Genomic DNA, 19,575 nt, shown 5'->3' with positions numbered 1-19,575 from the left:
TTTAATTTCTTCCTTTCTCGTTAGGGTACAAAATGTCTAAATTTTCACTTTGCCAAAAGACTTTAGAATCCACATCCATAATGGTTAATGGACCTCTAAAAGCGGCTCCGGTATCTACATTCCAAATATTGGCCATTTGAACAGGAGTTGTTTTTCCAATTCTTGAAACAGGTGTGTGGCCAATGAAGATTTCGTTATATAAAGTAAAGCGTTTTGGATAAGCAATATCGGTTGTTTTCATGTTTTTATCCAAGGCCAATGCGGTTTCCCAAAGGGTTCTGTCCCAATAAAAAAGTTTCGGAAAATATTCAAAATCAATACCGTTCATATTGGTAAATCCGGCGTGAATAAACAATCTATTTTGGTTGTCAAGATGATAATCGTCTAATGCTTCTAAGAAACGGATATGGGATGCTAACGTTTTTTCATCTCGTTTTTGATAAGCTGCAATAGTTGCCTCTCCACCGTGTTGGTGCCATTGCGGATTGTCAGTTCCATGTTTGAGCCAGTCCAATAATAAATCATCATGATTGCCACGAATACAAACAACATTGTGTGTTTCTTTCATTGAAATCAATAAATCAATTACTTCTGGCGATTGGCTCCAGCCATCCACATAATCCCCTAAAAAAATGAGTTTGTCATTTAGACCAAATTTGGCTCTTTCCAAGATTTGATGTAATGCACGCAATCCACCGTGAATGTCTCCAATAACTAATGTTCTCATAGAAGGTTATGTTTACAAAGAACGATTCACAATTCCTGAATTGGCTTGAGCGGTAGGCATTACCACCAAATCGGCAATATTTACATGATAGGGTCTAGATACCACAAAATGGATAATATCGGCAATGTCTTCAGCAACAAGAGGTTGAAAACCCTTGTACACATTTTGCGCTTTTTCATCATCGCCTTTAAAACGGATATTGCTAAATTCGGTGGAGACCATACCTGGATGAATGGCGCCTACGCGAATGCCAAACGAATTTAAATCAATGCGCATTCCTTGGTTCAAAGCATCTACAGCGTGTTTGGTAGCACAATATACATTCCCATTTGGGTATACTTCTTTGGCGGCGGTGGAGCCAATGTTGATGATATGTCCTGATTTTCGTTCAATCATTTGTGGAATAATTGCTTTCGAAACATACAACAGCCCTTTGATATTGCCATCTATCATAGCGTCCCAATCGTCTAGACTTCCCGTTTGAATGGGATCTAAACCGTGTGCATTACCCGCATTGTTGATTAGAATATCAATTGTAGAAAAAGCATCTGGCAACGAACCAATTTGTTCAAAAACAGCTTCTTTATCTCGAACGTCGAACTGTAAAGTATGTATAGATGTGAACTCAGAAAGTTCCTGTTCAAGTTCATCCAAACGATCTTGGCGACGGCCACAAAGCACTAATTTGTAGTTATTTTTGGCTAAAATTACGGCAGTTGCTTTTCCAATTCCGCTAGTAGCTCCAGTTATTAAGGCTATTTTATTCATTTTTTATTTTACTTTTTAAGGCACATTTTTACCCATACTTTCAGTCCAAATGGCAAACCAATCTTCTTTTTCTAAAGGCAATTCGGTAGCTTTCATCAGGGCTTGAATTCGTGCTACGTTTACCGTTCCGGCAATTGGAATTACTCTTGCAGGATGTTGCAAAATCCAAGACAATAAAATCGTGTCGGATCCTACTCCATATTTCGAAACTAATTGCGCCAATAATTTTTTCATGCGTCGGGTTTGCTCATTATCTTCTCTAAATACACTCCCCAGTGGATTCCAAGACATAGGTCGAATACCATGAACTTGCATATAATCTAAACTTCCATCCAACATAGCCTCGTGATGTGAAGCTGAAAACTGAATCTGATTGAAGTTAACTTCGGTTTTTTGACGAATCAATTCGGTTTGTGAAACAGTGAAATTAGACAAACCAAAATCTACAATTTTTCCATCAGATTTTAATTTTGCTACCGCTTCGGCAATCTCGTCAGCTTGCATCAATGGGCTTGGGCGGTGCAATAAAAGCACGTCTAAATAATCTGTTGCTAAGTTTTTCAATGAATTCTCCACAGACCAAATAATGTAGTCTTTCGAATATTCGTAATGTTTGATCGAATTATTTCGGTTTTTGGTTACCATTTGGATACCGCACTTCGAAATCAATTGAATTTTAGTTCGGTCAATTTTACTGGAAACCAAAGCTTTTCCAAAATCGGCTTCGGTAGTATAATCGCCATAAATATCGGCATGATCAAAAGTGGTAATTTTGTTCTCTAAACAAAGATGAATGATATTATCCATTTCTTTGGTATTGAGATTTTTGTCCCAAATTCCCCAATTCATTGCTCCTGCAATAATAGGAGATAAAGCTGTTTTACTCATTGTGTTATAAAGTATTTCTAATTTGTAAATCTAGTATTTTTAATCGAATTGAATCGAGTTCTTAAAAATAGGTAAATTTCATCACAATTCGTCCTTAAAATTAGGCTTTTTGCCGAAGTTTTAACCATTCTTTAACATCTTACTTCTAAAAAAAAATTCAATTTGCACTCGCAAAAGAAAACCGTAATACTATTGGTTTAAAAAATATCACAATGGAAGAGAATACAGCGACTTTAGACATTAGAGCAATTAATGAGAAAATAGAAAGAGAAAGTGCTTTTATTGATCTCCTTACTATGGAAATGAACAAGGTAATTGTGGGTCAAAAGCACATGGTAGAACGATTGTTAATTGGGCTTTTGGGCCAAGGACATATTCTATTAGAAGGGGTTCCAGGACTGGCTAAAACCTTAGCGATTAATACGCTTTCGCAAGCCGTTGCAGGTTCGTTTAGCCGAATCCAATTTACACCAGACTTATTGCCTGCCGATGTAGTGGGAACGATGATTTACAACATCAAGCAAAATGAATTTTCAATCAAAAAGGGACCTATTTTTGCCAATTTCGTCTTAGCCGATGAGATTAACCGTGCACCAGCCAAAGTACAATCGGCTCTGTTAGAGGCAATGCAAGAAAAACAAGTAACGATTGGTGATACTACTTTTAAGTTAGACAAACCCTTTTTGGTTTTGGCAACACAAAACCCAATTGAACAAGAAGGGACGTATCCTTTGCCTGAAGCACAAGTCGATCGTTTTATGTTGAAAACGGTGATTGATTATCCAAAAATGGATGAAGAACGATTGGTTATTCGTCAAAATCTAAATGGAAATTTTGAAAAAGTAAACCAAGTGGTTTCTATCGATCAAATTTTGCGCGCGCAAGAAGCCGTTCGTGAAGTATATATGGACGAGAAAATTGAGAAATATATTCTAGATATTATTTTCGCTACGCGTTACCCCGAAAAATACAAATTAGCCGACTTGAAGCCGTTGATTAGTTTTGGTTCTTCGCCACGTGGAAGCATCAATTTGGCGAATGCCGCTAAATGTTATGCCTTCATCAAGCGTCGTGGGTATGTAATTCCAGAAGATGTTCGTGCCGTAGTTCATGATGTATTGCGTCATAGAATTGGCGTTACGTATGAAGCAGAAGCCGAAAACATCACTTCTGTTGATATCATCAACAAAATCGTAAACGAAGTTGAAGTTCCTTAAATTTTAGAAATACAAACTTTGTGACTTTGCGCCTTTGTGGCAGTAAAAAAAATGGATACAAAAGACCTACTCAAAAAAGTCCGAAAAATAGAAATCAAAACCCGTAGATTGAGTGATCATATCTTTTCGGGAGAATATCATACGTCTTTTAAGGGACGCGGGATGACTTTTAGCGAAGTACGTCAATACCAATATGGAGACGATATCCGAGCCATTGACTGGAATGTAACCGCGCGTTATAACGAGGCACATGTCAAGGTTTTTGAAGAAGAACGCGAATTGACGATGATGTTAATGGTTGATATTTCGGGTTCGGAGAGTTTTGGTTCCAAGAATCAGTTTAAAAAAGACATTGTGACTGAAATTGCCGCCACGATGGCTTTTTCGGCAACGCAAAACAACGATAAGATTGGATTGATTTTGTTTTCAGATGAAATCGAATTGTACATTCCACCCAAAAAAGGACGATCGCATGTGTTGCGAATCATTCGCGAACTCATCGAGTTTGAACCTAAAAGCAACAAGACCGATTTGGCGCAAGCCCTAAAATTCTTGTCGGGAACGCAGAAAAAGAAAGCCATTGTTTTTGTTATTTCTGATTTTATGACACAGGAATACGAACAAACATTAAAAATTGCTTCTAAAAAACACGACATTACGGGAATTCGAGTGTACGATATTCGCGAAGAAAAAATGCCGAATCTAGGAATGGTGCCTATGTTAGACGCCGAAACAGGAGCAGTACAATTAGTAGATACAGGTTCTAAATCAGTTCGTATGGATTATGAAAAATACTATCACGATCGCGTGGCGTATTTTAAAGAAACCTTTAGTAAATCAGGTTCTGGAGTAGTAAATACCAGAGTTGATGAAAGTTATGTAACCAAATTATTAGGGTATTTTAAATCGAGATAAAGATTGTATCCAAATTCATAAATGAAAAGAATAGTATACATAGTATTTTTTCTAATCTCAACCACACTTTTTGCACAAAAAGTGACAACGGCTTTGGACACGACACGCAATAAAATTGGTACCGAGTTCAAATTGACATTGAAGGCTTCTGTGGATACTTCGGCAAGAGTGGTTTTTCCTAATTTAAAAAATATAGGTGCCTTGGAGGTGATTCGTTCGTATCCGATTGATACGATTCGAAATAACGACCGCTATGAATTAATCAAAAAATACGGCTTAACTCAATTTGATTCTGGAAAATATACGATTCCAAGAGTGCCAATTTTGATTAACAAAAAATCGTTTTTATCCGATCCTCTTTTGGTTGAGGTAGCCAATGTGAAAGTAGATACATTACAACAAAAAATGTACGATATCAAAGATATTGTGGCTGCTGAAAGTCATTGGGGCAATTGGTGGAAATACTTGTTAGCGATTATTATTTTGACAGGAGTAGGCGCTTTGGTGTATTGGTATCTTAAGAAAAAACAACAAAAATCTATTGAAGAAGAAGTTTATAAAACACCCATTGAGAAAGCAACGTCTTTGTTGACCATTTTAGAGAAAAAAGAATTATGGCAAAACGGCGAAATCAAGGAATACTATAGCGAATTAACTGATATTGCCCGAAATTATATTGAAGAAGCTATCGAAATTCCAGCGATGGAAAGTACCACTTCGGAACTGATTACGGCTTTGAGAGCAGCTTCGGTCAAAAAGAAAATGACGCTTTCTCAAGAAACAATTGAAAATTTAGAACGCGTTTTAAAACAAGCCGATTTGGTAAAGTTTGCGAAATCTAAACCGCTTGATTTCGAAATCACCGAGGACAGGAATAAGATTCAAAAAGTTATTTTTACTTTGGATAAAGCGATACCTGTTGAGGTTCCTGAAGAGGAAGATTTGCTGTTAAACGAAGCACAAAGACAGCACCAAATCCAATTGCAATTAAAGAAAAAGAAAGCCAAACGAATTCGTACTGCGATTGTTTCAGTGGTACTTTTAGTTGTTGTAGTAACTGGATTTTTTGTCGCCACTCGAGGATTTGGGTATGTTATCGATACTATTTTTGGTCGTGAAACCAAGGAATTATTAGAAGGAGAATGGGTAAAAAGTGAATACGGAAATCCAGGAATTTTAATTGAAACCCCTCAAGTGTTACAACGAGTAGATGCCGAAAAAGTGTTGCCAAAAAACACCATGGCATTGATTAAAGAAATGCAATTATTTCAATATGGCGACATGATGAATAGTTTTTACATTATGGTTTCTACAAGTCAATTCAAACAACCAACGGATATTGATTTGGCAAAAGCCATGGAAGGGAATTTAAAAATAATTGAAGCACAAGGCGGTCAAAACATCATTGTAAAACAAGAAGATTTTGAAACCGAAAGTGGTGTACAAGGGTTGAAAGGTTATGGAACGATGTCAATGTTAAATCCTTTGACTAAATCAAGTGAAAAAGTATATTATGAGATTTTATACTTCAAACAAAATCAAGGATTACAACAAATTATGATTGTGTATCCTGAAGGAGATCAATACGGAAGCGCCATTGCAGACCGAATGTTACAATCAGTTGAACTAAGACAAGTAGGTAATTAATGGAAAAAATAAGCTTTTTAAATCCAGAATTTTTTTGGTTGTTGCTATTGATTCCAGCAGCAGGTGCTTGGTTGTATTTGAAAAGAAACCAACAAACGGCGACTTTAAAGATAAGTTCAACGGCAGGGTTCTCAGGTTCTAAATCATTTTTTGTGAAGTTGTATCCCTTTTTAGGAGTATTTCGATTATTGGCATTAACAGCTTTAATTGTAGCTATGGCAAGACCTAGAACGGTTGATGTTAGTAACAAAACAAAGACTACGAAAGGAATTGATATTGTAATGGCGATTGACGTTTCTGGGAGTATGTTGGCCAAGGATTTGAAACCCAACCGAATGGAAGCGCTAAAAAAAGTAGCTTCTAGTTTTGTTGACGAAAGACCTAACGATAGAATCGGATTAGTGGTGTATGCCTCAGAAGCCTATACGAAAACGCCTGTAACAAGTGATAAAGCGATTATTCAACAAGCTATTGGGAGCATTAAATACGATAATGTATTGCAAGATGGAACGGGAATTGGAATGGGATTAGCAACAGCCGTCAACCGTTTGAAAGATAGCAAGGCCAAAAGCAAAGTGATTATTCTGTTAACGGATGGTGTAAATAACGCCGGATTTATTGAGCCCGAAACGGCTTCGGATATTGCTAAACAATACGGAATCAAGGTATACACGGTTGGAATTGGAACTAACGGGATGGCAGAGTTTCCGTATGCGATTGCACCCAACGGACAGTTTTTATTCCGTATGATGCAGGTAGAAATTGACGAACAGTTGATGAAAAATATTGCCCGTAAAACAGACGGAAAATATTTCAGAGCAACTAGTAATTCTAAGTTAGAAGAAATATACGCAGCCATCAATAAACTAGAAACCACTGAAATTCAGGAGTTGAAATTTTATGATTATGACGAGAAATTTCGCCCGTTTGTTTGGTTAGCAGGTTTGTTTTTGTTGTTAGAAATTGGATTGCGAAATACAGTATACCGATCATTTATTTAAATTATTTAAACACAAAGACCACAAGGAACGCACAGGGCACACAGTAGATTTTGAATATAAAACATAGAAAATAGTAAACTTAGTGTAATTACTTAGTGAACTTAGTGGTTAAAAAGAGAAATTCAATAATGGAATTAGACGAGAAAAAATATTTGTACTTACTTTTCCTATTACCAATTTTGGTGTTGGTTTTTCTTTTCAATCAATATTGGAAGCGAAAAAAGCAACGTGAATTTGGTGACTTAGAATTGGTGCAACGGTTGAGCCCAGATAGTTCGGTATTCAAACCTATTTTAAAATTAGGAGTCTTACTTTTGGCTTTAACAGGTTTGATTTTAGGCTTGGTCAATCCAAAAATTGGCACTAAAATGGAAACCGTAAAACGAGAAGGAATCGACATTGTTTTTGCCATAGACGTTTCTAAAAGTATGCTGTGCGAAGATGTAGCGCCGAGTCGTTTGGAAAAGAGTAAGCAGTTGGTTTCCCAAATTATCAATCAATTGGGTAACGACAGAATTGGAATTGTAGCTTATGCGGGCAGTTCGTTTCCAGTTTTGCCCATTACAACCGATTATAGTGTAGCCAAAATGTTTCTGCAAAGTATGAACACCGAAATGGTTTCGTCTGTAGGAACGTCTTTGGATGAAGCAATAAAATTGTCGGCTACGTATTTTGATGACAAAAAAACGAGCAAATTATTGATTTTAGTTTCCGATGGAGAAGACCATTCAGAAGGTGCCGAAGCCGCTGCGGAAGAAGCCAATAAACTAGGCATTAAAATCATTACAATAGGGGTGGGAACTCCAAATGGCGGAACTATTCCGTTACGACGCAATGGGGTTTTAGAAGGTTTGAAAAGGGACAATAACAACGAAGTGGTAATTACGAAATTGAATTCTGAAAGTTTGACCGCTATCGCTAAAGCTACCAAAGGAGGCTATGTGAATGGTGCCAACACCAAACAGGTAATTGATTACGTGAAAAACGCCCTGAATAATATTGAAAAAACCGAATTTGAAGCGACTCAAATGGCCGATTTCCAGTCGCAATTTCAGTGGTTTTTAGGATTTGCATTTTTGTTATTATTTGCAGATGTTTTTCTATTGGAACGCAAAACTAAATGGGTGAATCAACTCAATTTGTTTAATGAAAAGGAACAATAAAATGATTAAAAAGGTATTTCTATCTATTTTGCTCGTGTTTTCTTTGGCAATTACAGCCCAAGAGAAAGATGCTCTTTTGCCCAAAGCAAATGAAGACTTTGCAGCAAAAAAGTATGCTGATGCCGAAGCCAATTATAGAATTTCACATTCTAAATTCCCAAGAAGAACGGTAGCTTTGTACAATTTAGGAAATGCGATTTACCGTCAAAACCAATTTTCGGAATCCAAAATGGCATTTGCTAAAGCATTAAAAAATATCAAAACACGTTCGCAAAAACACAAAGCCTTTCACAATTTGGGGAATGTGTTTATGAAAGAGAAAAACTATTCACAGGCGGTCGAAGCTTATAAAAATGCGCTTCGCAACAATCCTGAGGATGAAGAAACGCGTTACAACTATGCTTTGGCTAAAAAAATGCTGAAAGACAATCCGCCAAAAGACGATAAGAATAAAGATAAAAATAAGGACAAGAACAAAGACAAAGATAAAAAGGACGACAAGAAAGACGGAGAGAATAAAGATAAGAACAAGGATAAAGGCGACCAAAATAAAGACAAAAAGTACGACAAAGGAGATAAAGATAAAAACAAGTCGGATAAAAAAGATGATTCGTCTAAAAATCAAGGACAACCAAAACCCAATCCAGGTGGAATTTCGCAGCAGCGCGTTCAGAATTTGTTGGATGCTGTGAATAATGAAGAAAAGAAAGTTCAGAATAAAGTCAATGCTCAAAAAGTAAAAGGAAAACCAGTCCAAACAGAAAAAGATTGGTAAGTAATTTGAAATAAGAATACCATTTTAATAACCAATGAAAAAATACATACTGCTATTATTAATCAGTTTTCAAGGACTATTGGCTCAAGTACAATTTGAGGCAAAAGTTAGCAGAAACACGCTCGGTTTGAACGAAAGACTTCGAGTAGATTTTATAATGAATGTAGATGGAGATAATTTTGTTCAGCCTAATTTTGAAGGTTTCCGAGTGATTGCAGGCCCAAGTCAGCAAATCAGTCAATCGTGGATTAACGGACGAAGTTCTTTTGAAAAAATATATTCTTATTTTTTATTGCCTTTACAAAAAGGAAATTTGGTCATTCGACAAGCGGTAATTGAATTTAATGGGCAATTGTATAAAACAGCGCCCGTTAGAGTTACAGTAACTAACCCAGTACAGCAGCAGGCAGATCCAAATGACCCAAGCGCACCTCAAATTTCAGCCGATAATAACATTTACCTTGTAGCCGATATTTCTAAAACCAATCCGTACATCAACGAACCGATTACGGTGGTGTACAAATTGTATTTCAGCTACAATATTGGAATATCCAATTGGCGCGAATTGGACAAACCTAAATACAATGATTTTTGGAGTCAGAACATTGACATTAAACAATTAGTTGCCGAAGAAGGGATGTTCAAAGGACAACGCTATCGCTTTGTAACCTTGCGAAAAACGGTATTGTATCCTCAAAAATCAGGAAAACTAAGAATAGAACCTTTAGCGTTAGATATCGATGTACAATTGCCAACTAATCGTAGGGATATGTTTGGTAGAGTACTAATTACTGAAGGTAACAAACGTGTTTCGGCCGGAACCAAAACAATCAATGTAAAAGCACTTCCTGAAGCGGGTAAACCAGAAGGTTTTACAGGAGCGGTGGGGAACTTTGATTTTAAAGTAACGCCAACAAAAACCAATCTAAAAAACGGAGAAAGTTTGGATTTAGTGGTGAGTGTAAGTGGGAAAGGAAATCTGAAACTGTTTGATTTACCCAAACCCGTAGCGCCTAATGCACTCGAAATGTATGATGCGGTTCATAAAGAAGGAGTTAACACAGGTTTGTCGGGAATGACAGGAAAGATTTCGGATACTTACACGATTGTTCCGCAATACAAAGGAAAATATCCAATTAAACCGATGCAGTTTAGTTATTTTGATTTGAGTTCAGGAACATACAAAACAATAAGTTCTAACGAAATTCTAATTAATGTATTGGATGGACCAGCAGTAACAAATGCTGTAGCTTCGAATACAGGGGCGAATAAAAACAAAATTGAAAAATCAGAACAATTCAAATTCATCAAATTAAAAACAAAATTAGAGCCTTTACAACGCCAAGATTTCTTTGGATCGTTATGGTATTATGTATTGTTGTTCTTACCATTTATTGCGCTGCCGATAGTAGTTCTTCTTAGAAGAAGAAAAGAAGCTTTAGCAGGAGATGTGACGGGTAATCGAATCCGAATGAACAACCGATTGGCTAAAAAATATTTGTCAGAAGCCAAAAAACAAATCAACAACAAAGAGCCGTTTTATGTGGCTTTGGAAAAAGCGATGCACAATTTCTTGAAAGCCAAATTACACATTGAAACTTCGGAAATGAGTAAAGATAATATTCAAGAATTATTATTGTCTCGCAATGCCAATCCAGAAGTGGTTGCTGATTTTATTGCCTTAACTGAAAATTGTGAGTTGGCTCGTTATGCACCCGCCTCAAGCACGTCTATTCAGAATGATTTTGATAAAGCAGTGTTGATTATTTCAGAACTAGAAAAACAAATATAACAATTGATAATTCAAAATTAACAATTGATAATTCAAACAAAATGAAACATTTAGTTTATATATTTTTATTCATTACTTCTTTTGTATTCGCTCAAAGCGGATTTGAAAAAGGGAATGTTTTGTATCAAAAAGGGCAATACCAACAAGCCATTCAGGCTTATGAAAGCGTGTTGGATAACCACCAACAATCAGCGGACTTGTATTTCAATTTAGGAAATTGTTATTACAAATTGAATAAAGTAGCACCAGCGATTTATAATTATGAGAAAGCTTTGGTACTACATCCCGAAGATGTTGATATTGCCAATAATTTGAAATTTGCGCAGAAATTAACTATTGATGAGGTAAAAGAAGTGCCGAAAGTAGGCTTTGCCAAACTACTTCGTGATTTCACGGAAATGTGTCATTACAATACTTGGGCGTGGATTTCGGTAGTCTTTGGATTGTTGTTTTTAGGATTTTTTATTGGGTATTATTTTTCTCCAGCCACAGTTTCAAAACGCATTTTCTTTTTTGGAATGTTTGTATGGATTCTGTTTCTGTTAATTAGTGTGGGAGCGGCTATTTTTGAAAAAAATCATTTTGTAGACGAACGTCCAGCCATCGTTTTTGCGGAAGTAACTGAGGTGAAAAGCGAACCTCAAAAAGCGAGTCCTGCCACTTTTGTAGTTCACGAAGGGACTAAAGTTTTTGTCGAAGAAACCTTGGGCAAATGGAAAAAAATTCAATTGACAGACGGCACTGAGGGTTGGATTGAATCCGCAACTATTAGAGAAGTGAAATAAGGGTTAGGGTTATTTCTTAGTCGCTTTTTGGTACAATTTCTGAATAGAAGGGAAAATAAAATCAGCTGTTTTTTGAATTGGATTAAAGAAAATAGAACGATCTAAAGTTTCTTTTTTGGCTAAAAAATGATTGTAGTTGATTTTCTCAAAAACACTAAACAGGATACTTACAATTAATACCGTTTTCAGCATTCTGAAAAACCCACCACCCGCTTTGTTGATCCATCCCAAATAAGCAAAACTCACCAATTTAGTCAAGAACTTTCCGGCTAAAGAGATTCCTATAATCACCACCAAAAAAGTAAGAATAAAAGCAATGACTTGAATAGAATACGGATTCCATTTTACGACTCCCGCTAACGCAGTTTTTGCCATAGCCGAAAATTGGAAAGCCAGATAAATTCCTGCAATTAAAGAAAAAAAGGAAGCCAGTTCTACAAAAAGTCCGTTTTGAATTCCTTTGAATGCAGCATAAATCAATAATGCCCCAATAACAATGTCTAAAAATCCCATAGCTATATTGTATAAAAGCACAAAGATAAAAGAATTGAGGATTGTCTGTTGTCAATTTTCTACTTCTTATCTTTGCGGTTCAAATTTTGGTTTCGTTTTGCCCTTCGTAAATCGTAAATCGTAAATCGCACATCCAATGTCAAGAGACGCACAATTGAAGGAACGCTGGGAACAGCTTGTAGTTATATTATCCGATCGGTTTTCGCAAGGCGAAGATTTAGATTTGGATGCCATCATTTACTTAATCGGAATTCAAGAGTTAGGACAGCTTCATCGCGAGTTTAAAAAAGATGAAAAAGTCAATTTGATGCACATCGCCATTTGCCGATTATTAGAGCCGTATGGGTATTATGAATTTGAATTTTTTGACGAAGAAGGTTGGCCTCATTACAAAGTAAAAGAAGAATTACCACCTTTAAAAGCAGGGGAGCAATCGGTATTGATGAAAGAAGCGATTGTGAATTATTTTCTGGAAAGAGAATTAATTAAATAATAGTGACTCGTATCCAATAACTAATCACTAAACGAGGTTTTACTTTTCACTAAAAAAACGTAATTTTGCACCTTTACCAAAAGACTGATGATAGATAAGATAAAAGAATACATTAGCGAAGCACAAGGATTTTCCTCACAAGATCCAGCAGAACTAGAAGCTTTCAGAATTAAATTTTTAGGAAGTAAAGGACTTTTAAAAGAGTTGTTTGCCGAATTTAAAAATGTTCCTAACGAACAGAAAAAAGAATTTGGACAAGTAATTAATTTATTGAAAACGTCTGCCGAAGATAAAGTAAAATCCATCCAAGAAGCCTTAGAAAGTAAAGAAGAAAGCAAAGGAGCCTATGGCGATTTAACGCGTGCGGCAGAGCCGGTTTTGATTGGGTCGCGTCATCCAATTTCTTTGGTTAAAAATCAAATAATCGATATTTTTTCTACTGTAGGTTTCAACGTGTCTGAAGGTCCAGAAATCGAAGACGATTGGCACAATTTTACTGCCTTGAACTTGCCAGAATACCATCCAGCTCGTGACATGCAGGACACCTTTTTTATTCAAACGAATCCTGATATTTTGTTGCGCACCCACACCTCATCAGTACAAGTGCGTTATATGGAAAATAATAAACCGCCAATTAGAACGATTTCTCCTGGGCGTGTTTTTCGTAACGAAGCGGTTTCGTCACGTTCCCACTGTATTTTCCATCAAGTAGAAGGCTTGTATATTGACAAAGACGTTTCTTTTGCTGATTTAAAACAAACCTTATTGTATTTCACTAAAGAGATGTTCGGAAAGTCAAAAATCCGTTTGAGACCGTCTTATTTTCCTTTTACAGAACCAAGTGCCGAGATCGATATTTATTGGGGCTTGAAAACCGAAACCGATTACCGTATTACCAAAGGAACGGGTTGGTTAGAAATTGGAGGTTGCGGAATGGTAGATCCGAATGTGTTGAAAAACTGCGGGATCAATCCAGACGAATACAATGGTTTTGCTTTCGGAATGGGAGTAGAGCGTATCGCCATGTTGCTGTACCAAATTGGAGATATCCGAATGTTTTACGAAAATGACGTTCGTTTCTTAGAACAATTCAAATCAATAGTATAATTTATAATTCGCCCTTTTTGAAGTAACATTTAGAAAGGGTTTTTTACAATATGAAATCGCCATTAACCACAAGTTTGCGCAAGCAAACACCAATAAATAAAGCGATTACATATATGTCCGCTAAAAATTAACTTTTGCATATATGAAAAAAGACATCATCATCCCCGAAGTAGAAAATGTTTTCATGGCAGTCGTTCAAGAATGGAGCGATGATTTCATGGAAAAAGTGTGGTATGCTTATTTAGTCAACGATTCTGATTTTCAATTGGATGGTGTAATGGTCGTTTCTAAAGCATTTGGAACCTTAGACGGAGAGATGAAAAAAACATCCGTTTTACGTCATGCTTTTGCGGAAATTCCTGAGGTTTCTGTGGCCAAAATCGAGATGATTGAAAAAAGTCTATTGGCTTTAAACAATGAATTTATGGTAACCTTTTTTATAGGTAATACATTGTATGACAAGAAATTTATTTTCAAAGCCAACTCTATTCAAGAAGCCAATCAAGAGGAAGTGCCAATTCTATTTGTAGAGGGTGTAATTGTTCGGTAATTACTTACCCTCTCTACGTTTTTTAGCGGTCCAGCTAGAGTAGCCCAATACAAAAATCCCAAAAACAATATAACCTACAGCTCTAAAATAATAGCCGTTGTCTGCTAATTGGGTGGCTAGTGGTGTTCTGCCAGACTGGTACCAAGTAGAAAAACCTATCATAAAAAGTCCCCAAAAAACGCCTGTTTTAACCTGATATTTCCATCTTTCGCTCATAATTGCTGTATTTAATCTAGTTGATCTGTCAAGTTTTTGAATACTTTTTTGGCATTTTTCCCTTCGTATAAAATACTGTATACCGTATTAATAATTGGGGTGCTGGCTCCGTAACCTTGATTCAATTGGTACGCACTTTTAGTAGCATAATAGCCTTCGGCTACCATACTCATTTCCATCATCGCACTCTTTACGGTATAGCCTTTTCCAATCATATTTCCGAACATTCTGTTTCTAGAAAAAACAGAATATCCCGTAACCAATAAATCGCCTAAATAAGCTGAGTCATTGATGTTGCGTTTCATTTTATGTACTTTTTTGATGAATTTCTTCATCTCCCGAATGGCATTACTCATCAAAACCGATTGGAAGTTATCTCCATAGCCTAAACCATGAGCAATTCCTGCCGCTACTGCATAAATGTTTTTTAACATCGCCGCATATTCAGTACCAATAATGTCATCGGTAATTTTAGTTTTGATGTAATTGCTAGATAAATTTTTGGCTACAATAGTCGCTTTTTCAGGATCTCCACACGCAATAGTCAGGTACGAAAGTCGCTCTAATGCCACTTCTTCGGCATGACAAGGCCCTGTAATTACACCTATATTATAATACGGAATGTTATAATTAAAATGAAAATGTTCGCCCACAATTAAACTCGTTTCAGGCACAATACCTTTAATAGCAGAGAAAATGATTTTGTTCTCTAGCGAAGTAGTCAAATTAGCCAATTCAGCTTCCAAAAAAGCAGATGGAATAGCAAAAATCAGATAATCGGCATAGGCAACGGCTTCGTTAATATCGTGTGTTAATCGTAGTTTATTGGTGTCAAACTCCACCGAACTCAAGTAATTCGGATTGTGTTTTTCTGTTTTAATATGTTCAATTGCAGCTTCGTTACGCATGTACCAAGAAATTTCAGGTAAATTAGTACATAACATTTTCGCAATGGCGGTAGCCCAACTACCTCCACCAATCACTGCAAATTTTAAATTTTCGGTCATTTTATGTATTGGATTTAATCAAAAGTAGGTAAAAAAAACAATAAACACCAATTTATTCTATTTGGTAGTATCAGAATTGATAGGCTTTAACAATACAACGACTACTTTTTAATTTATTTTTTTACACTGCTGCACAATAAAAAATAATAGTTTACGTTGTAAACTATTATTAATGAAGTTTTTATAGTTAAAAATGCATTTTGAGTTAGTTAGTTTTGTTTTTGTATTTTGAAAAGGCGTCCCACAGTAGTAAGTAGAACGCCTTTTTGATTTTAAAACTAGTAACTTAATTCAACAATCTCACGCAGTTTGTCTAAAGTGAGGTTTTGTCTTTCACCTAAAGCTTTCCAACCCCTTTTTTCAAATCGATTTACGATAAAATCAGCCGTATTTTCAATGTTGGCAGCATTTTCAGAAATTTTGGTTTTCATTCCCATAGTATGATAAAAGGCTACAGTTGCTTCAATCGCTTGACGGGCAATTTCTTCCTCGGTTCCAGTCAATTGGAACACTCTTTTTCCGTATTGTGCTAATTTTTCTTTTTTGGTTTCAAATAAAACGCGGAATAGATTAGGGCCGATAATCGCCAATGTTCGAGCGTGGTCAATATTGTACAACGCGGTTAATTCATGTCCAATCATGTGCGTTGCCCAATCTGACGGAACGCCTTTTTGAATCAATCCGTTTAATGCCATGGTACAACTCCACATAAAATTTGATGCCAAGGTATAATCGGTTGGATTTTCGACTACTTGAGGACCAACTTCAATTAGGGTTTGTAAAATGCTTTCGGCAATTCGATCTTGTAAATAGCCTTTGTGTGGATAGGTTAAATATTGCTCCAAAACGTGAACATAGGCATCAATAACGCCATTTTGTAATTGTCTTTTTGGCAATGACGCAATCACAGTTGGGTCGCAAATAGAAAACTTTGGAAACATAGCCGAACCACCAAAATCGCGTTTTTCTTGGGTTGCTTTTATCGAAATCACTGAACCTGAATTCATTTCGCTTCCCGTAGCTGGCAAAGTTAGAACAGTTCCAAAAGGTACCACATCAGCCCCTTCTTTGAAGAGAATTCTTTGGTGTAGAATATCCATTGGATTGCCTTGAAAATGAACAGCAGCCGAGATGAATTTTACTCCGTCTATTACGCTTCCGCCACCTACAGCCAAAATGAAATCTATTTTTTGTTCGCGAATGATGTCCACCGCTTTCATCAACGTTTCATAATAGGGGTTAGCCTCTATGCCGCCAAATTCCACTACATCAAAACCCTGTAATGCCGTTTTTACTTGGTCGTAAATTCCATTTTTAAAAATACTTCCACCGCCATAAGCGACTAATACTTTCGATTCTTTAGGAATTAAAGTACTTAATTTTTCTATTTCTCCTTTTCCAAAAATTAATTTGACAGGATTGTATAATTCAAAATTTAACATGAGTATAAGTTTTTATTAAAAGTACTAAATAAGGAAGCAACCGTTAGGTAAACAACTGTTAATAGTGCCGATTTATTTTTTGTAAAAATTATTGTGATCAATGTATGCCCAAACTTTTTGAGGTAGCAAAGCCAAGACATTTTTTCCTTTTTTGATGTGGTCTCTGATAGCTGTAGAAGAAATTTCTACCACAGGAGCATCAATCAGATGAATTTTTGGGTGATTTTTAAAAAGGTGATTATCGTTTTCATCAGTAAAACCAACTCTCGGGTAGACGTAGATTTCGTGATGTGCTAAAATCGCCTCGTAATTTTTCCATTTGTGAAACGACTTCAAATTGTCTTCGCCCATAATTAAAGAAAACGCATGTTCTGGATATTTTTCTTCTAAATGAACTAAGGTGTTCACTGTATAATTGGGCTGCGAAAGCTTAAATTCAATATCCGAAGGTTTGATTTTTGGAAAATCTTCCGTTGCTAAAAACACCATTTCTAATCGGTGATGGTCAGCCAGCAGTGTGCTTTTCTTTTTCAACGGATTGTGTGGAGTAACCACCATCCAAACCTGGTCTAAATCGGCATGCTCCGCCATGTGATTGGCAATAATTAAATGCCCCACATGAATAGGATTAAAAGTTCCGAAATAGAGACCTATTTTCATAGTTTTAGTCACTAGTGATTAGTAAAAAGTAATTAGTTTTTCAACGTTTTTGAAAAAGCGTTTATCATTTTAGATTCTTCTTCAATTTGACTTAAAATTTCATTGTATAAATGCTGAGTTGTTACAAAACCAAGTTCATTAGCAATATGTAACTGTGTTTCGATTTCGAATAATGAGCCTCTTGAAATATCTAAAAAATGACTAAACGATTTGTCTGTATTTCTTCCATAACCTTCAGCTATATTTGAAGGGACAGAAACCGCAGCTCGTTTTAGTTGGCTTGTCAAGGCATACAATTCTTCTTGAGGAAATGATTTTGCCAATTGATAAACCAAACTAACAATTTTGATCCCTTTTTGCCAAATCAATAAATCCTTATATGATTTTATCTCTCCCATTACCAAGCTAATTACTAATTACTCTTTACTAATCACTTTTTAGAAATAAATGCTTTCACTAATTGGTAGGCTTCGTCTAAAGCTACCTCTAAGTCGTAATTTTTTATGATTACATCAAATTGTGGCGCAGTGGCCAATTCTACGTGGGCTTTTGCAATACGCATATTGATTTTTTCTTCGCTTTCAGTAGAGCGCTCTTTCAATCGGCGTTTTAGTTCGTCCACACTTGGGGGTTTCACAAAAACGGCTAAGGTTTCTTCTGGAAATTTAGACTTAATACGCAATCCGCCTGCAACGTCAATATCAAAGATTACATTTTTGCCTTTAGCCCAAATGCGCTCCACTTCGCTTTTTAACGTTCCGTAAAAATTATCGCGGTACACTTCTTCCCATTCTACAAAATCTTCGTTTTTGATGTGTTGTTTAAATTGATCTAACGACATAAAATAATAGTCCTTACCATTCACTTCTTCGCCGCGCGCTTCGCGAGTAGCTGCCGAAATAGAGAACTCTAAATTCAAATCGGCCTGCGCCAATAAATGTCTTACTATAGTAGTTTTTCCAGAACCCGATGGAGCTGAGAATACGATTAATTTTCCTTTCATACGATGCTAATTACAGTACATTCAACACTTGCTCCTTAATTTTCTCCAATTCGTCTTTCATTTGAACGACTAATTTTTGCATTTGTGCATGATTCGATTTAGATCCCATGGTATTGATTTCGCGTCCCATTTCTTGAGTAATGAAGCCTAATTTTCTACCATTAGCCTCTTTTCCTTTAAGGGTTTCCAAGAAATAATCCAAGTGATTCGTTAAGCGCACCTTTTCTTCGGTAATATCTAATTTTTCTAAGTAGTAAATTAATTCTTGTTCGAAACGATTTTCATCTACGTTTACTTTTAATTCGGAAATAGCCGTTTGCAAACGGTCTTTAATGGCTTGAACACGTTCTGGATCTAGTGCCAAGGCTTCGTTCATGTATTGGCGAATATTGGCAATACGCAATTGAAATTCTTTTTCAAGTGATTGTCCTTCGTCTTTTCTAAAGTTTACGATGTTTTGTAACGCTTCGTCGATAGCAGTTTCAATTTGCGTCCAATCATTTTCATCGATTTCTTCGCGTTCCGTTTTTAAAGTATCTGGCATGCGAATGGCCATTTTCATCAATTCGGTTTCTTCTGCATTGGCATATACCGCTCTTAATTGTTCGATATACCCTTTCACAATTGGCACATTGACTTTAGTTGAAGTTTGTTCGGCAGTACTTTCGATGAAAATCGAAAAATCAACTTTGCCTCTTTCTAATTTCAGTGCAATTTGGTTGCGCAAACCCAATTCCATTTCGCGGTAAAGCGAAGGCATTCTTACATTTAAATCGAGTCCTTTACTGTTTAACGATTTAACTTCTACCGTGATTTTTTTGGTTGGCAATTGCAACGTAGCTTTACCAAAACCAGTCATTGATTGTATCATATATGAATTGTGTAATAGCTACAAATGTATTGAAA

Annotated in this window: 22 protein-coding genes; 11 read left to right on the top strand and 11 right to left on the bottom strand. The window is 36.2% G+C overall.

Annotated elements, in window-relative coordinates; genetic code table 11:
* Position 1 precedes the first annotated feature (1 nt).
* From MG292_RS02235 to MG292_RS02225, 3 genes are read right to left on the bottom strand one after another with little or no spacing between them, the layout of a single operon-like run.
* Entirely contained in the window at positions 2-727 is a 726-nt protein-coding gene (locus MG292_RS02235; protein ID WP_264534319.1) for a metallophosphoesterase family protein, read from the bottom strand.
* A 12-nt stretch (positions 728-739) separates the two neighbouring features.
* Positions 740-1,495: an SDR family NAD(P)-dependent oxidoreductase gene (locus MG292_RS02230; RefSeq protein ID WP_264534320.1), complete on the bottom strand. Its 756-nt coding sequence runs from the start codon at positions 1,493-1,495 to the stop codon at positions 740-742.
* A 15-nt stretch (positions 1,496-1,510) separates the two neighbouring features.
* On the bottom strand, positions 1,511-2,383 hold the full coding sequence (locus MG292_RS02225; protein ID WP_264534321.1) for an aldo/keto reductase: 873 nt from the start codon (positions 2,381-2,383) through the stop codon (positions 1,511-1,513).
* 212 nt (positions 2,384-2,595) lie between these two features.
* Between MG292_RS02225 and MG292_RS02220 the strand changes: the two genes are divergently transcribed.
* From MG292_RS02220 to MG292_RS02185, 8 genes are all read left to right on the top strand, one after another.
* Positions 2,596-3,600 carry an AAA family ATPase gene (locus tag MG292_RS02220; RefSeq protein WP_264534322.1) on the top strand — a complete coding sequence of 335 codons (1,005 nt, stop codon included), beginning with the start codon at positions 2,596-2,598 and terminating at the stop codon, positions 3,598-3,600.
* Between the two features lie 51 nt (positions 3,601-3,651).
* Positions 3,652-4,515 (top strand): DUF58 domain-containing protein, encoded by an 864-nt coding sequence (locus tag MG292_RS02215; protein WP_264534323.1) that lies wholly within the window; start codon positions 3,652-3,654, stop codon positions 4,513-4,515.
* Positions 4,516-4,536: 21 nt separating this feature from the next.
* Positions 4,537-6,162 (top strand): hypothetical protein, encoded by a 1,626-nt coding sequence (locus MG292_RS02210; protein WP_264534324.1) that lies wholly within the window; start codon positions 4,537-4,539, stop codon positions 6,160-6,162.
* Complete coding sequence (locus tag MG292_RS02205) at positions 6,162-7,163, top strand: vWA domain-containing protein (protein ID WP_264534325.1); 1,002 nt, start codon at positions 6,162-6,164, stop codon at positions 7,161-7,163. Before MG292_RS02210 ends, MG292_RS02205 begins: the two co-directional genes overlap by 1 nt.
* Before the next feature lie 128 nt (positions 7,164-7,291).
* Positions 7,292-8,326 carry a VWA domain-containing protein gene (locus MG292_RS02200; RefSeq protein WP_264534326.1) on the top strand — a complete coding sequence of 345 codons (1,035 nt, stop codon included), beginning with the start codon at positions 7,292-7,294 and terminating at the stop codon, positions 8,324-8,326.
* 1 nt (position 8,327) lies between these two features.
* Positions 8,328-9,101 (top strand): tetratricopeptide repeat protein, encoded by a 774-nt coding sequence (locus tag MG292_RS02195; protein WP_264534327.1) that lies wholly within the window; start codon positions 8,328-8,330, stop codon positions 9,099-9,101.
* Positions 9,102-9,135: 34 nt separating this feature from the next.
* Positions 9,136-10,893 (top strand): BatD family protein, encoded by a 1,758-nt coding sequence (locus tag MG292_RS02190; RefSeq protein ID WP_264534328.1) that lies wholly within the window; start codon positions 9,136-9,138, stop codon positions 10,891-10,893.
* 41 nt (positions 10,894-10,934) lie between these two features.
* A complete protein-coding gene (locus tag MG292_RS02185) occupies positions 10,935-11,678 on the top strand; it encodes a tetratricopeptide repeat protein (RefSeq protein ID WP_264534329.1) in 744 nt (247 codons plus the stop codon).
* A 9-nt stretch (positions 11,679-11,687) separates the two neighbouring features.
* On the opposite strand, the gene MG292_RS02180 is transcribed toward MG292_RS02185, so the two are convergent.
* Complete coding sequence (locus MG292_RS02180; protein WP_264534330.1) at positions 11,688-12,191, bottom strand: CvpA family protein; 504 nt, start codon at positions 12,189-12,191, stop codon at positions 11,688-11,690.
* A 136-nt stretch (positions 12,192-12,327) separates the two neighbouring features.
* On the opposite strand from MG292_RS02180, the gene MG292_RS02175 reads away from it, so the two are divergent.
* The 3 genes from MG292_RS02175 (at position 12,328) to MG292_RS02165 (ending at position 14,341) form a co-directional block, all read left to right on the top strand.
* On the top strand, positions 12,328-12,684 hold the full coding sequence (locus tag MG292_RS02175; protein WP_264534331.1) for a hypothetical protein: 357 nt from the start codon (positions 12,328-12,330) through the stop codon (positions 12,682-12,684).
* Between the two features lie 87 nt (positions 12,685-12,771).
* Entirely contained in the window at positions 12,772-13,791 is a 1,020-nt protein-coding gene (pheS, locus tag MG292_RS02170; protein WP_264534332.1) for a phenylalanine--tRNA ligase subunit alpha, read from the top strand.
* Positions 13,792-13,933: 142 nt separating this feature from the next.
* Positions 13,934-14,341: a hypothetical protein gene (locus tag MG292_RS02165; RefSeq protein ID WP_264534333.1), complete on the top strand. Its 408-nt coding sequence runs from the start codon at positions 13,934-13,936 to the stop codon at positions 14,339-14,341.
* Here the strand turns inward: MG292_RS02165 and MG292_RS02160 are convergent, their stop codons facing one another.
* From MG292_RS02160 to MG292_RS02130, 7 genes are all read right to left on the bottom strand, one after another.
* Positions 14,342-14,557: a hypothetical protein gene (locus MG292_RS02160; RefSeq protein WP_264534334.1), complete on the bottom strand. Its 216-nt coding sequence runs from the start codon at positions 14,555-14,557 to the stop codon at positions 14,342-14,344.
* 11 nt (positions 14,558-14,568) lie between these two features.
* Entirely contained in the window at positions 14,569-15,564 is a 996-nt protein-coding gene (locus MG292_RS02155; protein ID WP_264534335.1) for an NAD(P)H-dependent glycerol-3-phosphate dehydrogenase, read from the bottom strand.
* 278 nt (positions 15,565-15,842) lie between these two features.
* Entirely contained in the window at positions 15,843-17,006 is a 1,164-nt protein-coding gene (locus tag MG292_RS02150; RefSeq protein WP_264534336.1) for an iron-containing alcohol dehydrogenase, read from the bottom strand.
* Between the two features lie 72 nt (positions 17,007-17,078).
* Positions 17,079-17,666 carry a nicotinate (nicotinamide) nucleotide adenylyltransferase gene (nadD, locus tag MG292_RS02145; protein ID WP_264534337.1) on the bottom strand — a complete coding sequence of 196 codons (588 nt, stop codon included), beginning with the start codon at positions 17,664-17,666 and terminating at the stop codon, positions 17,079-17,081.
* Positions 17,667-17,698: 32 nt separating this feature from the next.
* A complete protein-coding gene (locus MG292_RS02140; protein WP_264534338.1) occupies positions 17,699-18,064 on the bottom strand; it encodes a four helix bundle protein in 366 nt (121 codons plus the stop codon).
* Between the two features lie 32 nt (positions 18,065-18,096).
* Entirely contained in the window at positions 18,097-18,669 is a 573-nt protein-coding gene (gene gmk, locus MG292_RS02135) for a guanylate kinase (protein ID WP_264534339.1), read from the bottom strand.
* A gap of 10 nt (positions 18,670-18,679) precedes the next feature.
* A complete protein-coding gene (locus MG292_RS02130; RefSeq protein WP_264534340.1) occupies positions 18,680-19,540 on the bottom strand; it encodes a YicC/YloC family endoribonuclease in 861 nt (286 codons plus the stop codon).
* Between the last annotated feature and the right edge of the window lie 35 nt (positions 19,541-19,575).

The sequence above is a fragment of the Flavobacterium keumense genome, assembly GCF_029866485.1.
Classification (GTDB): Bacteria; Bacteroidota; Bacteroidia; order Flavobacteriales; family Flavobacteriaceae; genus Flavobacterium; species Flavobacterium keumense.
Note: the sequence above shows the minus strand (reverse complement) of the source record. Positions and strands in the feature narration are given on the sequence as shown.

What these genes read in the sequence shown, in the direction of transcription:
- gmk (WP_264534339.1), bottom strand. Translation starts at nt 18,669, where the DNA reads ATGAAAGGAAAATTAATCGTATTCTCAGCTCCATCGGGTTCTGGAAAA.
- MG292_RS02155 (WP_264534335.1), bottom strand. Translation starts at nt 15,564, where the DNA reads ATGACCGAAAATTTAAAATTTGCAGTGATTGGTGGAGGTAGTTGGGCT.
- MG292_RS02210 (WP_264534324.1), top strand. Translation starts at nt 4,537, where the DNA reads ATGAAAAGAATAGTATACATAGTATTTTTTCTAATCTCAACCACACTT.
- MG292_RS02225 (WP_264534321.1), bottom strand. Translation starts at nt 2,383, where the DNA reads ATGAGTAAAACAGCTTTATCTCCTATTATTGCAGGAGCAATGAATTGG.
- MG292_RS02130 (WP_264534340.1), bottom strand. Translation starts at nt 19,540, where the DNA reads ATGATACAATCAATGACTGGTTTTGGTAAAGCTACGTTGCAATTGCCA.
- MG292_RS02160 (WP_264534334.1), bottom strand. Translation starts at nt 14,557, where the DNA reads ATGAGCGAAAGATGGAAATATCAGGTTAAAACAGGCGTTTTTTGGGGA.
- MG292_RS02180 (WP_264534330.1), bottom strand. Translation starts at nt 12,191, where the DNA reads ATGGGATTTTTAGACATTGTTATTGGGGCATTATTGATTTATGCTGCA.
- MG292_RS02215 (WP_264534323.1), top strand. Translation starts at nt 3,652, where the DNA reads ATGGATACAAAAGACCTACTCAAAAAAGTCCGAAAAATAGAAATCAAA.
- MG292_RS02140 (WP_264534338.1), bottom strand. Translation starts at nt 18,064, where the DNA reads ATGGGAGAGATAAAATCATATAAGGATTTATTGATTTGGCAAAAAGGG.
- MG292_RS02200 (WP_264534326.1), top strand. Translation starts at nt 7,292, where the DNA reads ATGGAATTAGACGAGAAAAAATATTTGTACTTACTTTTCCTATTACCA.
- nadD (WP_264534337.1), bottom strand. Translation starts at nt 17,666, where the DNA reads ATGAAAATAGGTCTCTATTTCGGAACTTTTAATCCTATTCATGTGGGG.
- MG292_RS02190 (WP_264534328.1), top strand. Translation starts at nt 9,136, where the DNA reads ATGAAAAAATACATACTGCTATTATTAATCAGTTTTCAAGGACTATTG.
- MG292_RS02230 (WP_264534320.1), bottom strand. Translation starts at nt 1,495, where the DNA reads ATGAATAAAATAGCCTTAATAACTGGAGCTACTAGCGGAATTGGAAAA.
- MG292_RS02205 (WP_264534325.1), top strand. Translation starts at nt 6,162, where the DNA reads ATGGAAAAAATAAGCTTTTTAAATCCAGAATTTTTTTGGTTGTTGCTA.
- MG292_RS02195 (WP_264534327.1), top strand. Translation starts at nt 8,328, where the DNA reads ATGATTAAAAAGGTATTTCTATCTATTTTGCTCGTGTTTTCTTTGGCA.
- MG292_RS02150 (WP_264534336.1), bottom strand. Translation starts at nt 17,006, where the DNA reads ATGTTAAATTTTGAATTATACAATCCTGTCAAATTAATTTTTGGAAAA.
- pheS (WP_264534332.1), top strand. Translation starts at nt 12,772, where the DNA reads ATGATAGATAAGATAAAAGAATACATTAGCGAAGCACAAGGATTTTCC.
- MG292_RS02235 (WP_264534319.1), bottom strand. Translation starts at nt 727, where the DNA reads ATGAGAACATTAGTTATTGGAGACATTCACGGTGGATTGCGTGCATTA.
- MG292_RS02175 (WP_264534331.1), top strand. Translation starts at nt 12,328, where the DNA reads ATGTCAAGAGACGCACAATTGAAGGAACGCTGGGAACAGCTTGTAGTT.
- MG292_RS02220 (WP_264534322.1), top strand. Translation starts at nt 2,596, where the DNA reads ATGGAAGAGAATACAGCGACTTTAGACATTAGAGCAATTAATGAGAAA.
- MG292_RS02165 (WP_264534333.1), top strand. Translation starts at nt 13,934, where the DNA reads ATGAAAAAAGACATCATCATCCCCGAAGTAGAAAATGTTTTCATGGCA.
- MG292_RS02185 (WP_264534329.1), top strand. Translation starts at nt 10,935, where the DNA reads ATGAAACATTTAGTTTATATATTTTTATTCATTACTTCTTTTGTATTC.